13 protein-coding genes are annotated in these 14,395 nt (G+C 37.5%); 2 read left to right on the plus strand and 11 right to left on the minus strand.

The genetic code is table 11. The features are described from left to right. The first annotated feature begins 59 nt into the window (after window positions 1–59). Window positions 60–941 carry a DegV family protein gene (locus tag I573_RS10770; protein WP_016186353.1) on the plus strand — a complete coding sequence of 294 codons (882 nt, stop codon included), beginning with the start codon at window positions 60–62 and terminating at the stop codon, window positions 939–941. A gap of 28 nt (window positions 942–969) precedes the next feature. On the opposite strand, the gene I573_RS10775 is transcribed toward I573_RS10770, so the two are convergent. The 7 genes from I573_RS10775 to I573_RS10805 form a co-directional block, all read right to left on the minus strand. Next, window positions 970–1,755: a glucose-1-dehydrogenase gene (locus I573_RS10775; protein WP_016186352.1), complete on the minus strand. Its 786-nt coding sequence runs from the start codon at window positions 1,753–1,755 to the stop codon at window positions 970–972. Between the two features lie 18 nt (window positions 1,756–1,773). Beyond that, window positions 1,774–2,310, minus strand: a complete 537-nt coding sequence (msrA, locus tag I573_RS10780; RefSeq protein ID WP_016186351.1) for a peptide-methionine (S)-S-oxide reductase MsrA — start codon at window positions 2,308–2,310, stop codon at window positions 1,774–1,776. A gap of 106 nt (window positions 2,311–2,416) precedes the next feature. Beyond that, a complete protein-coding gene (locus tag I573_RS10785; protein ID WP_016186350.1) occupies window positions 2,417–4,591 on the minus strand; it encodes a 5'-nucleotidase C-terminal domain-containing protein in 2,175 nt (724 codons plus the stop codon). 199 nt (window positions 4,592–4,790) lie between these two features. Next, a complete protein-coding gene (locus I573_RS10790; RefSeq protein WP_016186349.1) occupies window positions 4,791–5,702 on the minus strand; it encodes an aldo/keto reductase in 912 nt (303 codons plus the stop codon). A gap of 26 nt (window positions 5,703–5,728) precedes the next feature. Next, on the minus strand, window positions 5,729–6,388 hold the full coding sequence (locus tag I573_RS10795) for a DUF998 domain-containing protein (protein WP_016186348.1): 660 nt from the start codon (window positions 6,386–6,388) through the stop codon (window positions 5,729–5,731). Further along, the gene (locus I573_RS10800; protein ID WP_016186347.1) at window positions 6,388–6,990 is read right to left on the minus strand and encodes a hypothetical protein; all 603 of its coding nucleotides are present in this window, start codon (window positions 6,988–6,990) and stop codon (window positions 6,388–6,390) included. The genes I573_RS10795 and I573_RS10800 overlap by 1 nt, the downstream gene beginning before the upstream one ends. An 88-nt stretch (window positions 6,991–7,078) precedes the next feature. Further along, window positions 7,079–7,969, minus strand: a complete 891-nt coding sequence (locus I573_RS10805) for a 3-hydroxyacyl-CoA dehydrogenase (RefSeq protein ID WP_016186346.1) — start codon at window positions 7,967–7,969, stop codon at window positions 7,079–7,081. A 322-nt stretch (window positions 7,970–8,291) separates the two neighbouring features. Between I573_RS10805 and I573_RS10810 the strand changes: the two genes are divergently transcribed. Then, window positions 8,292–9,443, plus strand: coding sequence for a cobalamin-independent methionine synthase II family protein (locus I573_RS10810; protein ID WP_016186345.1), 1,152 nt, complete (start codon window positions 8,292–8,294; stop codon window positions 9,441–9,443). A 45-nt stretch (window positions 9,444–9,488) separates the two neighbouring features. Here I573_RS10810 and I573_RS10815 read toward each other — a convergent pair whose 3' ends face one another. The 4 genes from I573_RS10815 to I573_RS10830 form a co-directional block, all read right to left on the minus strand. Further along, window positions 9,489–11,351 (minus strand): PTS sucrose transporter subunit IIABC, encoded by a 1,863-nt coding sequence (locus I573_RS10815; protein ID WP_016186344.1) that lies wholly within the window; start codon window positions 11,349–11,351, stop codon window positions 9,489–9,491. Between the two features lies 1 nt (window position 11,352). Beyond that, window positions 11,353–13,020 carry an alpha-glucosidase gene (locus I573_RS10820; RefSeq protein WP_016186343.1) on the minus strand — a complete coding sequence of 556 codons (1,668 nt, stop codon included), beginning with the start codon at window positions 13,018–13,020 and terminating at the stop codon, window positions 11,353–11,355. 52 nt (window positions 13,021–13,072) lie between these two features. Continuing rightward, window positions 13,073–14,071: a LacI family DNA-binding transcriptional regulator gene (locus I573_RS10825; RefSeq protein ID WP_016186342.1), complete on the minus strand. Its 999-nt coding sequence runs from the start codon at window positions 14,069–14,071 to the stop codon at window positions 13,073–13,075. 110 nt (window positions 14,072–14,181) lie between these two features. Beyond that, a complete protein-coding gene (locus I573_RS10830) occupies window positions 14,182–14,382 on the minus strand; it encodes a hypothetical protein (protein WP_016186341.1) in 201 nt (66 codons plus the stop codon). Between the last annotated feature and the right edge of the window lie 13 nt (window positions 14,383–14,395).

The following is a 14,395-nucleotide window of genomic DNA, read 5'->3' on the forward strand; positions in this document are numbered from 1 at the left end:
AGAAAACCCGTACAAATCCTGTGCGGGTTTTCTTTCTAGTACATAAAGGAGTCGGACACGTGAATCCATATAACATAACTTGCAGTTCCACCGTTGATATCGATCCTGAGTATTTAACTCAGCATCATATCGCTTATCTTCCGTTTCATTTTCGATTGCATCAAAACGACTATCAAGATGACTTTGGACAAAGTTTCTCACTTTCTGATTTTTACGAGGCCATCCGCCAAGGTGCATTGCCCACGACATCACAAAATAATCCCGAAGAATATTGTATATTTTTTGAACCTTTTTTACAAAAAGGAGAAGATATCTTGCATTTAGCTTTTTCTTCAGGTTTATCTGGTGATTATCAATCTGCATGTATCGCAAAAGATCTTCTAAAAGAAACATATCCTGATCGAAATATCTACATTATCGATTCATTAGCTGCTTCATCAGGATACGGTCTACTTTTGACAGATTTAATCGCTCAAAAACAAGCCGGTCTGACACTTGATGAACTAGCGACCTATGCGCTAGACAAACGTTTGACGATTCAGCATTGGTTTTTTTCATCTGATCTTGCACATTACAAACGAGGTGGCCGCATTAGCGCAACTTCTGCTACAATTGGTGGTTTACTCAATATTTGCCCGGTCATGACCATGGATATTCAAGGAAAACTCGTCCCAAAATATAAAGTTCGAGGTAAGAAAAAAGCGCTTCACGCCCTCGTTGATGAATGTGTGACACATGTCTCTCAAACGACCGATCCGATTCGTTGTTTGATTTCGCATTCTGATTGTGAGCAAGAAGCACATCTACTTGCCAATGAATTAAAACAAGCATTACCTCAGAAAAACATGCAGATCGACATCTATCCAATCGGTACAGTGATTGGATCACATACTGGACCCGGAACAGTCGCTCTCTTTTTTACAGGTGATATGAGACACTAAAAAAACTCTCCTATTAAGGAGAGTTTTTTTAACCTTTTCCATCTTGAAAAGCTGGATACAGTGTCATTCCACCATCTACAAACAAGGTCACACCTGTCACATAGCTTGCTTCGTTTGATAATAACCACGCGGCAGCAGCGGCAACTTCCTTTGGATCTCCAATTCGTTTCATGGGAATCATCTGTTCAGTTTCCGCACGCTGTTGATCATCTTCAAATTTTTCAGCATTGATTGGTGTTTCAATGGCTCCAGGTCCAATACTATTGACCCGAATATTTCGACTTGCGTATTCCATCGCGATTGCTTGAGTGAATCCTTTTACACCAAATTTTGATGCAGTATAATGCGCAAAAGTTGGCCACGGAATTTGTTCGTGTACAGATGAGATCGTCAATATCACACCTGGCTTATCTTCTTTTATAAAATAAGCTAAGGCCGCTTTTGATCCAATAAACACACCTGTTAAATTAACGTCTAATACCTGTTGCCAATCTTCTAAAGCAAGTTGATGGGTAGGATGTTGATTTTCCATACCGGCATTGTTGATCCAAGCATCTATCGTGCCAAAATGTTTGACGGCAGCTTTGATCAGACACTCGATCCCCTCTTCAGTACTCACATCTGATTGGACAGCTACCGCTTTTCCACCAGCTTGTTCGACTAGCTCTACAGCTTCATCCGCTCCATCTTCATCTGATCGATAATTGATAATAACGTGCATCTTTTCAGATCCTAGACGTTCAGCAATCGCTGTTCCAATCCCTTTTGAACCTCCAGTGATTACCGCTACTTTTCCTTTTAAATCTGTATACATTCCTTGACTCACCCTCTTTTATTGTTCTTTTTCCCAATGTTTTCTCAAGAATTTTCCGCGACCAGAACCTTCACGGTACAAACTATAATGAAAACTATTTTTTTTGTAGTAATCTTGGTGGTACTCTTCTGCTGGATAAAATGGTTCTGCAGCTTCGATCGTCGTGACAATCGGTGCGTCGAATTTTCCACTTTCATTTAAAGCTTGTTTAGAAGCTTCGGCTATTTCTTTTTGTTCAGGAGTCGTATAAAAAATCACCGGACGATACGAATCGCCACGATCAGCAAATTGTCCGAATGCATCAGTTGGATCTGTTTGTTGCCAGTAAATCTCAACTAGTTTTTCATAAGGCAAAATCGTCGGATCATACGTGATTTCAACTGCTTCTGTATGTCCTGTCGTTCCAGTTGTCACTTGCTCATAACTTGGATTTTCAACATGCCCTCCTGTATAACCAGAAATCACTGAAATCACACCAGGATATTCATCAAACGGATGGACCATACACCAAAAACAGCCACCTGCAAAAATTGCTTTTTCATATTGTGTTGTCATGTCGTTCACGCTCCTTTTCTATTTCTATGATAAGCCCTTTCATCGAATAAGAAAACCCTTTTGCTCAACAAAAAACAAGCAGACGAAAAATCGCCTGCTTGCCTTCTTAATAGGCAGAAAAACCTACGCCTTCTGATTTCCAGCCAACTTGAACAAGTTCATCACGTTCTTTTTCAGATAATGTATAGTGATGCGCTCCTGCTTTTGCATTCTTGTTGTATAGACGGTATACATCTTTATCTCCGCCTGAATAGAAACTTGTTCCTTCTGCTTTCCAACCAAGTTTCACTAATTCATTTCGTTCTTTTTCAGATGTTGTATAGTGATGATCGCCAGCATTTTTATTGTACAAACGGTACACCGCTACACCAGCTGTTGGTGCTTGCCAACTTACGCCTTCAAATTTCCAACCAACTTTGACTAGATCATTTTTTTCACCTTCATGTGTCGTGTAGAAATGTTCGCCACTATTTGGGTTATACGTACGATAAATCGCAGTGGTTTGTACAGCAGAAGCTAACGTTTTACGACCTTCTACTTTTGCTGAAATCAATTGTTTATTTGCTGTCAGTTCTTCAATATAGCCAATAAACGTTTCGGTATCTGGAGCCATCGCGCCGACTAGTTTTGTTTTCGTAAAGGCAGTAAATCCGTCGCCTCCACCGTATAAGAAGTCATTGATGACTACTTTATACACACCAGCATCGGTAATCGGTTGATTGTCCAATTTCATTATTTGATCCACAATATAAGGATGTGTTGGATCCGATGGGTTTTCTTTTACAGTATATTTAAATCCAGACTGCTGTAGGAAATAGCCATTGCTTTGACCTGTTGCTGCGTCGTAACTAAATGTTTGTTGATTCAATGCTTCACGCAATTGCGCTCCTGTCATCTCTACAACTTGTAAGATATTCCCAAATGGTTGAACAGCTTGTGCTGCACCCCAAGTAATACTACCATCAGTATTAACCGCAAGATCTGCACGGATTCCACCATTGTTTGTAATCGCAAAATCAGCACCGGGAGCACCTGATTTATTGGCCATGTGGACTTGAGCATCTGTGATCAGATTCCCAACTGGTGATTCCCCAAATTCATTGACATTTCGGGTAATCGCTTCAGCTGTCGCTGCTTGACCGATTTTTTCCTCTGTTACTGTCTTCACTCGTTGAGAAGCATCATCCACGATCGCTTGAACCGTTTGATCCGGTTGTACTAATCCTCCAGGTTTGACTGGATTTACCGTCGCTGTTGGTGTTGTGACAAAGTCTTGTTTATCTGTATCGTATACTGCTTGTAAATCAATATATCCTTTTCCTTGTGAAGTGGATTGCACCACACGAGTGTTGCCCACAACAGCGTTCGTATACACATGATTATGTCCAGCAAAGTAAGCATCGACATGGTTATCTGGGTATAATTGATTCACTTTATTGATAATATCTACCGTTTCGCCTGCCGCAGTATTTTCGCCAGTTTGTGTAGACGGTGTATGTCCCAACACGATAATTGCATTAACTTTTTCATTTTCAACTAAAGATTGGGCACTTTTTGCTACTGCTTCAGCTGGATCTGTAAATGTATATTCTTGATGATTCGCAGCCAATACTAGATTTGGAATCTCAGTCGTCACGACACCGATAAATCCAATACGGACTTTTTCACCATTTGCGTCATATTCTTTTACTGTATAATCTTTCCAGCCAAAAGGATTCGATCCATCTGCTTTATTTTTGACATTGGCAATGACCACATCATATTTTCCTGCTAATTGATCTTGTGTAAAGTCTTTATTGTATTGATTGACAATATCGTAAAAGTTGTCATTTGCACTTGGAGCAGCTCCAGTTAAAATACGGTTGTACTCTGCTAATCCTTCATCAAATTCATGATTTCCAAGTGTCCCCACGGAAAAGTTCATTGCTTGTAGCACACGCATAGTTGGTTCATCTTGCAATAACCCAGAATTTGCTGGACTTGCTCCAACCATATCTCCAGCCTGCACACGTAAAGAGACACCGCCTTGGTGCTGTGTTTCAAAGTCTTTAGTCGCTTGATTAAAATATCCTGCTAATAAAGCGGCAGTTCCAGCACCACTCGTTTTATTGCCTGAACCATCATAATAACTACCAGTAGTACTTAATGCTCCATGAAAATCATTAATCCCCAAAATTTGAACTGGTACTTCTGCAGCATCAATGGTTGAAGGTTGCGCCGCAAATACGCCTAAACCCAATACAGCAGAAAACATGAACAATCCTTTACTTGTCTTTCTCACACATAACCCTACTTTCTTTTAATTAGAAGTTTGTCTTCGATTCATCTATAGAGTACCTGTTTCGCAACAAAATCTCAACACTTTTTTCATATTTTATTCACATTTACGGAAAAATCATTCGTTTATTATCCGCTTACTTTTTTAAAAGATAAAAAAAAACATCGTTCTACTAACTAAAAGTGAACGATGTTTCAACTTATTAAGGTAGGATATTTCCAGCAGCGCGATAGATTTCGTACCATTCTTCGCGTGACAAGACGATTTCAGAAGCATGTGCGATCTCTTTGATTCTATCTTGATTCATTGTTCCAGCAATGACTTGCATATTTGCTGGATGACGTAAAATCCATGCTGTTGCTAGTCCAGTCGGTGTAATTTCATGCGCTTTGGCGATTTTTTCTAACACTGTATTTAGTTCTGCAAATTTTTCATTGCCAATAAATACTCCTTCAAAAAAACCATATTGATACGGTGACCACGCTTGTATCGTTTGATCATGTAAGCGAGAATAATCTAAAATACTTCCATCATGATCAATACTGGCTTCATCTTTCATATTCACATGAATCCCTTGATCAATCATACCTGTATGTTTGATTCCAAATTGTAATTGATTGGCCATAATCGGTTGCGCTAAAGATTTTTTCAATAACTCGATTTGCATTGGTTTTTGATTGCTCACGCCAAAATAACGTACTTTGCCTTGCATTTCAAGTTGATCAAAAGCGGCAGCTACTTCTTCTGGTTCAACTAAAGTATCTGGGCGATGCAACAATAATGCATCTAAGTAGTCTACACCTAAACGGCTCAAACTTGCATCAACTGATTCAATAATATGTTCTTTTGAAAAATCAAAAAAACCTTTACGGATCCCACATTTACTTTGAATAAAAATGTCTTCACGAGCAAATGAAGCTTCTTTTAAAGAATTCCCAAAGATGCGTTCACATTCACCCTGACCATAAATATCTGCGTGATCAAAAAAGTTGATTCCTTGAGCAAAAGCTTCTTCAATAACTGCTGTAGGATTCGTTGCATTTACTAAACGCATACATCCTAAAATAACTGCTGATACTTCTTTACCGCTACTACCAAATGGTACTTGTTTCATTGCATTCCCTCCAAACTGTTCTGATATTATTGTACCATATTTTTTGAAAAGGGTTTCTTTTGGGAGACGGTTTCCGTTTTGATAAAATATAAGATCGGAAAATAATTACATAAAAAACTGATACGTTGCCATAATCCCAGTTGACCAAATACAAGTGTTGATTGCAATTCAGGTACTCGAGCTAATGCATATCCTAGTGCGACGACAATACTTAATACAAAAAATTGAAGGTAGCGAATGATGCTTTTTTTGTCTTTTTTTTGTTGTGCATAAAAGGCTGCAAGCAAAGGAAAGATGAAAAATCCACTATACCCTACTCCGGAACCAATATTGTGAATCCAAGTCGAAAGATTCCAACTTGCTTCATGTGTATCCACGCTAAATAGACCTGTAAAAATACAATCACCCACACCATAAAGACCGATAGAAAGTACGAGTAACCAAGCTGCAAGTTTTGAGACTGGCCGAGCGACTTGATATAAATAAGGAAGACCTAAACAATAAAACGTTCCGGCCACAACAGACCAAATTAAAAATGGTGTACGTACAGGACTGCCTACATCACCGATCAAACTCATCACGTCTTTAAACTGATTCAACGTAGGATCGAATAAACCTAAAACATAAGGCGTTAAAAAGTCACTGATTACGCCGATAAACAAACAATATTTACTCCATCTACGCATTACTTTATTCCTCCTTCTTCTACTAATTCTTCTTTATCTGTATGAAATAAAATCTCTCGTACTTTAGGATATTTGCGCATCAAGAAAAAGAGATAAAACAAACTAGAAGCTCCATATAGCGCCCAAGCATACCAACTATCTGATTTTTCTTCTAGGCCTTGAAAACGATAGATACTGAATAAGTCATTTAACAACTCTTCATATAAGTGATGGGTGATATCTCCTTTTTGTGCGAGTAAGCCGATTTGAATAAACAGTTGGACAAAAAAGATTGTAAACCAACCGTATAAATAGTGTCGCCCCCCTTTAACTAAGACAACTTTTTTATAGATTTTTCGTTCTTTCTTCGCTTCGTAAAAATAATAGACTGGTGTTAATTGCTGTTTGATTTTCGAATATTTTGCTTGATAATACCCAACTGCTCCTCCGATACAGATGGCGATAGCTAAAATGAGCCAGTTTTTTGAAGAAGATTCAAACACTAAAAATACTTGAATCAATGAAAACCCTGGTAAGAAAAAATAAGTAAATTTCTTGACTACACTAAATTCAAACTGTTCATGAATAAAATAGATCAATAATATCAAAATAATGACAGCCATACTTCTACTCCTTTATCTTTTCTTTAAAGATACCGATTTATCAAAAAGATTGCAAAGAAAAAAAGGAGCACCAAGACTCCTTTAGTAGTTAGCGTAAAAAATTCGGATTCATAAATGCAGGTGATGGATAATGATAGAAACCTTCGCCAGTGCTGATTCCTAATTTATTTTGATCGATAAATTCTTTTTTCACACGATCTGCGAGGGGCTGCAATTGTGTTTCTCCCATTTCGATCCGGTGTAGTAACACATCGTATTGAGTGCGCATTCCGATCATATCGAGCATACCAAATGGTCCCATGCCCATTTTTGTTGAAATCATCCAGTCTTTATCGATGGTTTGTGGATCACTGATACCATTTACCCAAAGGTACATTGCACTATCTAATAACGGCATGATCATCGTATTAAGCACATATCCTGGTTGTTCTTTATTTAAACGAATCGGAATCAACCCAATCTCTCTTGCAAATGCAACCACTTCATCGATTAATTCCGGACTGGTTTTCGCTTGCCCCATAATTTCTGCTGTATTGTATAACCAAATTTCATTTGCAAAATGTAGCGCCAAGACTTTTTCAGGACGCCCACTGATTTCTGCAAATTGACTTGGCAACATAGTCGAAGTATTTGTGGCTAAGATCGTGTTTTCAGGTGCGAGTTCCCCTAATTGTTTAAACAAGTTTTGTTTAATGGTCAACACTTCTGGAACAGCTTCAATAACAAGATCCGCATCCGCAACTGCTTGTTTTAAATCTGTTGTGTAATGCAATCTCGTCAATGCATCTTTTGCTTGTTCTGGTGTTTGAAAATAATTGCTATAAATCGTTTGATAATGCTCCATATTTCCTTTTGCACGATCTAAAAATTCATCTTTGATATCGTATACCCACACTTGTTTCCCATGATAAGCATTTTGAAAGGCGATTTGTGAACCTAATACACCAGCGCCTGCGACTACTACAGTTTTGATTGTCATATTGTTTTCCTCCTACTTGATCAATAATTCACTTGGAGTATAGCGCGATTTGATCCACTCAACAAAAGAAAACCTAATTTTTTATATAAAATAACTTTAGATATATGAATTTAACTTAAACAATCGTCCTTTACATGCAAATAAAAAAACATCGACATAGCTTAAGAAAGTTTAACGATTCTTACAAACGACCCTACAATAATGTAAGTTTATTCTTTAATATAAATAAAAACTATAACTAGATTAAATAAATAGCTATTATTTTTATTTTTCAATTTCTGATACACTTCTTCTAACACTTACAAACAGGGGGATTTATATTATGACAACAGATCGCTTTCAATTAGTCGGCTCACTACTACGCCCAACCGATTTACTTCACTATAAACATCAAATCGAGCACCGCGAAGATATCCACTATCCTTTTTATGATGCATTTGATGGCTACCAAGAAACCGAAGCACAGGCAATCAATGCCATTATACAAAAACAAAAAGATGAAGGCATCACGATTATTACAGATGGAGAATTTTCTAAATCAATGTGGCATCTTGATTTCTTATGGGGTTTTGATGGCATTGAACGGTTTATTGCTGAAAATGGCTATTCATTTGAAGATTTAGATGGTGGTGATTTTGAGACTCGAAAAGATATCGGGATTCGAATTACCGCTCCTTTATCGGGAAAAAATCATCACTTTATTACGATTTTTAATCAAGTAAATGCGCAAGCGGATACGACGCAAACTAAATTAACAGTCTGGGGTGCAGCTCATGCGTTTACTGAACTTGCGGTATTCAATCAACTCTATGGTGAGGATCACATTTACAAAACTAAAGAAGCCTTAAAAGAAGGTGTCTTAACTGCGTATAAAGAATTTTTAAGCGAATTCGCACAAGCAGGTGGTCAAATCGTTCAATTTGATGATTGTCTATGGGAGCTTTTTGCCGAAGACAACGAAAAAAGTTTCTTCGCTGAAGGAACTGTAGGACTTGAGGATTTAGCAGATGAATTTGTCGCCATCAATAACGAAATCATTGCGTATGCGCATGAATTAGGATTAGAAGTTTGGACACATAACTGTCGTGGTAATTATCAAAGTCGTCATGCAGCAAATGGAACGTACCAAGCGATTGCTGAAAAATTTTTACGTGATCAACACTATGATCGCTTCTTTTTAGAATGGGACGATGAACGCGCAGGAGATATCGAAGCTTTGAAAGTATTACAAGACCGTCCAGACACAACTGTCGTCTTAGGATTGTTATCCAGTAAAACTAATCATCTAGATGATGAAAAACGAGTGCTACAACTGTTAGATCAAGCCAGTAGCATCTTACCAAAAGAACGTCTTTACCTCTCACATCAATGTGGTTTTGCTTCTTGTGATTGTGGAAATGAATTATCTCATGAACAACAATGGGCAAAAATCAAACAGGGACAAGAAATCGCCGCAGCATATTGGGGTGAATAAAAAAAGGATCGAACAGTTTCTACAAAAACTGTTCGATCCTTTTTTTTAGTAAAATGTGAGTAAAGGTGTTGAAAATTCAATCGTAGTAATTGGATTTTGAGCACTCGTAGCCACAACCATTACAGTTGGATCTTTTTGTTCTTTAATGATAAAGGAACGATCCAGGCGTCCAATTGTTTCCCCTTGTGTGACCTGTTGACCCAATTTTATCTTCAATTCAAAAGGGATACCATTTAATTCGACTGTTTCAATCCCCATATGGATCAATAGCTCAAAGCCGTTCTTATCACGAATTCCAAACGCATGTTTCGTTGGTGCAATCATCACGATTTCACCTGTAATCGGCGCTACGATTGTATCATTTTCTGGATAAACTCCAAATCCTTCACCAATCAATTTATTAGAAAAGACCGGATCGTTGACTTCAGCTAAAGGTAAAATTTCACCTTCTACTGGAGGTAATACTTCGTGTTTTTGTACAGGTTCTTCTGTTGAGTGTACTTCTTTTTTCATAACGACTGCTTCTTTTTTTAGTACGATAAGTTGCGTTAAAATAAATGCTAAACAAAATGTAGCGAGTCCTGTAATACAGTAAACAATCAATTGATAAGGACTGTAAATATACATTAAAGGAGATAATAACACAGCTAAACCATAACTATTTGCTTGAATTCCAAATAAGGATAAGACCATGCCACCTAGTGCCGAACTTATGACCATCACCCCAATTGCTTTCATCCCTGTACGCATCACGACTCCAAATAAAGCCGGTTCACTTACACCTAAAATTTGAGTTGCGGTAGCAGAAACACCTGCAGTCTTAAAGGCTTGGCTTTTACTTTTTAAAGCGATCGCTAAACATACTGCAGCATTTGAAAATCCATACATCGCACAAACTGTGATCAATGGATTAAATCCAGTCGAGGCAATCAAAGAGGTTTCAATCGCAATAAACATATGATGCATCCCTGTCATTACTGCGATTGGATATAAAAATCCGATGATCAACCCACCAATTCCAAATGGTAAATGTAGGAACCATTCGATTGCTTTAATCGCTTGAGCTTCAAAACCATGCACGATCGGACCTAAAATAAAGAGGGCTAAAAATACAGAGAGTAAAATCACTACAAATGGTGTAAAAATTAAATCCATTGAATTTGGCATAATTTTACGTAACTTTTTCTCTAATAAAGCACCTAAAATCCCTGTGATCAATGCTGTTAAGATCGAACCTTGGTAGCCTACTAGCGGAATAATTCCAAATGCCATGATGGGTTCAGCTGTTCCATTTGCAACAGCATAGGCATTAGGTAATGCTGGTGATACCAACATCAACCCGATCAAGAAACCGATAATCGGCAATCCACCAATTTTTTTAAACGCTGACCAACAAATAAATGCTGTTAAAAAACCAAACGCAGTATCCGTTAAAACAGTTAAGATAGCCGTAAACCAAGCTGGAATATCGGCAGTATTCATATGGACTAAGCCTAATACCTGTTCATTTAATACGACACCTTTCAAGCCTAAGAATAAACCTGTAGCACCCAGAATCGGAATAATCGGAACGAAAATATCGGCTACATTACGAATAGCGATTTGCAAACCAGAAGCTGATTGTTTTGACATTTCTGCAGCACTACGCTCAGTAAATTGATAATACTGATTGATCTCTTCATATACTTTATTGACGATTCCTGTACCGAGAATAATTTGATATTGACCCGCATTAAAAAATACACCTTTTACTTGATCGATTAGCTCGACTTGACTGTCGTCGATAGCGTCACGATCACGAACTTCTAAACGCAATCGTGTGGCACAATGTGTCATCGATTCAATATTATCTAAACCAACTGCCTCAATGATGCGATCCCCAATTTCTCTATAATCGATAGTCCCCATACTATACTTCCTCCAATACTAATGCTTGATAAGGTGCTAAACTCGTCTTTGTTTCGATCAGTGGATAGTTGCTTAAAATCATTTTTCCTGTTAGGTCCAGTTCAGCTGTTTTTTTCGATAAATTGATATAAATCGTGACCGTTTTTTCTCCTTTTCTTTGATAACAAATTACATCATCTGCCACATCTTTAAACTCGATTTCACCATAGATCAGTGTTTGTGAATATGCGGAATGGTTGCGTAATTGAATTAATTTTTTGTAATAATGATACACAGAATGTTGGTTTTGATACTCTTTTTCCAAATTGATTTGAGGTGGTGTTTGAGCTAAATCCAACCAAGGACGATGTTTTGAAAATCCAGCATACTGAGTTGCATCCCATTGAAACGGTGTTCGGCTATTGTCTCTAGAACGTGAATTGACAAAATGCATCGCTTCTTCTTTTGAATAACCTTCTAATAACGCTCGATGGTAGTTGTCAATACTCGACACATCATCAAACTCCTCAAGTGATTGTCTCACAGCATTCCGCATTCCAATTTCTTGTCCCTGATAAATAAATGGTGTCCCTCGTAATAAGAAAAATAACGTAGCCAGCGCTTTAGCACCAATTTCATTTTGATAGTCTTCATCACGAATATATTTTGACAAAGAGCGAGGCTGATCATGGTTTTCTAAAAAATTGGCTCCCCAACCATGACGTTGTAACTCCATCTGACTTTTTTCGATCAATCCATTTAGTTCTGGAACATCCCAGTGATGTTGTCGAAACCATTCACTTCCGTTTTCAACATCGATATCCGCATAGTGAAAGTCAAAAATCATGTTAAAATAGCCATCTTTCCCAATAAACTGGTCATATTCCTCATACATCACTCCGGGAGCTTCGCCAACGGTGACACAATCAAATTTTTTAAAGGTTTCGTCATTTAGTTCTTTCAAAAATAATTCAATTCCAGGTCGATTACGTCCTTTATGTTTTACATTTGCTAAGCCATCTGCTCCATCTGCTGGTACACTCTGGTAATCCTGATCTTTTTTTATAAATGTGATCGAATCAATCCGAAAACCAGAAATTCCTTTTTCTAACCACCAGTTGATCATTGCATAAATTTCTTCTCGCAACCGAGGATTTTCCCAGTTTAAATCAGGCTGACGTTTATCAAATGTATGAAAATAATACATATTCTTCTCGTTAGGAACCGCTTCCCAAACACTTCCGCCAAAAATAGAACGCCAATTATTTGGCGGTGTATTGTTTGAACCTTCTTTAAAGATATAATAATCTCGATAAGGACTCTCTTGATCTGTGAGTGCTTTTTGGAACCATTCATGTTCATCTGAAGTATGATTTACCACTAAGTCTAAAATGATTTTGATTTGATTTTGTTTTGCTTGATGAAGTAAACGATCAAAGTCTTCCATTGTACCAAATTCCGGCTGAATATTTTGAAAATCACTAATATCATATCCATTATCTACCATTGGTGAAGTAAAAATCGGACAGATCCAGATAGTCGTGATACCTAAATCTGCGAGATAAGGTAATTTTTCAATGATTCCATTAATATCACCAATCCCATCTTCATTTGTATCATAAAAACTTTTTGGATAAATTTGATACACGACTTCTTCTTTCCACCATGCTTGTTGTTTATTCGTTTTCATTTGATTTCCTCCTTGTGGTATCGATATCATATTTAGCAAAAAACAAAAGCCATCAAGTGGACTTTCGTTTGATCAAGCGTAATTGTAAGTGATTGGTATTGATTTGATACGGTTGATTTTCAATTTTTGCAAATAATAAATTTGTTGCTTCTTCACCCAATCCTTGAACTGGCTGTTCGATCGTCGTAAGAGGAACCGCCAATAAATCGGTGTAGGGCTGATTATCAAATCCTAAGATGGCTAAATCATCAGGTATTCGTTGTTTTTCTTCCAAATAAATTTTGAGAACACCACTTGCCACTTCATCACTACTTGTAAAAATAGCATCCGGACGTTTAGACTTTGGCATCGCTAATAATTCTTTGGCGATCCGTTCTCCATCTTGTTTGGTATGGACTTGTTTAAAAATCCATTCTTTTCGTATAGGTAAATCGTATTGTGCTAGTGCCCGTTCGAATCCTTTTGTCCGTGCATTCCCATGCCCTCCATTTACCAGTGTTCCGCCTGTACAATAGGCGATTTTTTGATAATTTTTTTGAATCAAATACTCCATTGCTAAAAAGGTCGCTTCTTCTTGATTCGTATAGACTTGAGGGAGTCCTTCATGCTGGATCTCTTCATTGCATAATACGATAGGACCATAAGCCAAATACTGGGCAATCGTATCGATTTTTCCTTCTACAGAGCATAAAATGATTCCACTCACAACTTGCTGTTTCAATAACTCGAACATTTTTAGTTGTGCATGTTCATCATCATAGGTTTGCATGATCAAAACCTGATAGCCTTTTTGCTTTGCTTGCTTCTCGATCGTATTGATCAAATAAGAGAAAAAAGGATTTGTAATACGCGAAACGACCACACCGATCATTGTATTTTTTTTTGAGCGTAACTGAGTAGCAATACTGCTTGGTGTGTAATCGAGTTCTTTCATTGCTTGCTTGATCTTCTCACGCTTTTCTTCAGAGATATATGGATGATCATTCAAATATCTCGAAACAGTTGCGACAGATAATCCCGCACGTTCTGCAACTTGTTTGATCGTCGCCATAAGGGCCTCCTTTTATGATATCGATTTCATAAACAGATCATAATCCTTTTTAACTTCCTTGTCAATAAAAAAATCGCTAAATAAATTTAGCGATTTGATCTTGATTTATATTAAAGAGTAACTAAATGTTCATATTTAATAACTTGTTTTTCTTGTTCTTCTTCCATTAAGACAACTGCCGTATTGACTAACAATGCATCAATTGTTCCATTTGCTGCTTGAGACTGGCCGACTACTGAAACTTTCTGTCCTACATGAAAGGCTTCACCTTTTTCAGAAGGAACGATTTTTTTCCAAGTATTAAATACCATAGTTTAGACCTCT

It is taken from the genome of Enterococcus sulfureus ATCC 49903 (assembly GCF_000407605.1).
In the GTDB taxonomy this organism is placed as follows: Bacteria; Bacillota; Bacilli; order Lactobacillales; family Enterococcaceae; genus Enterococcus_G; species Enterococcus_G sulfureus.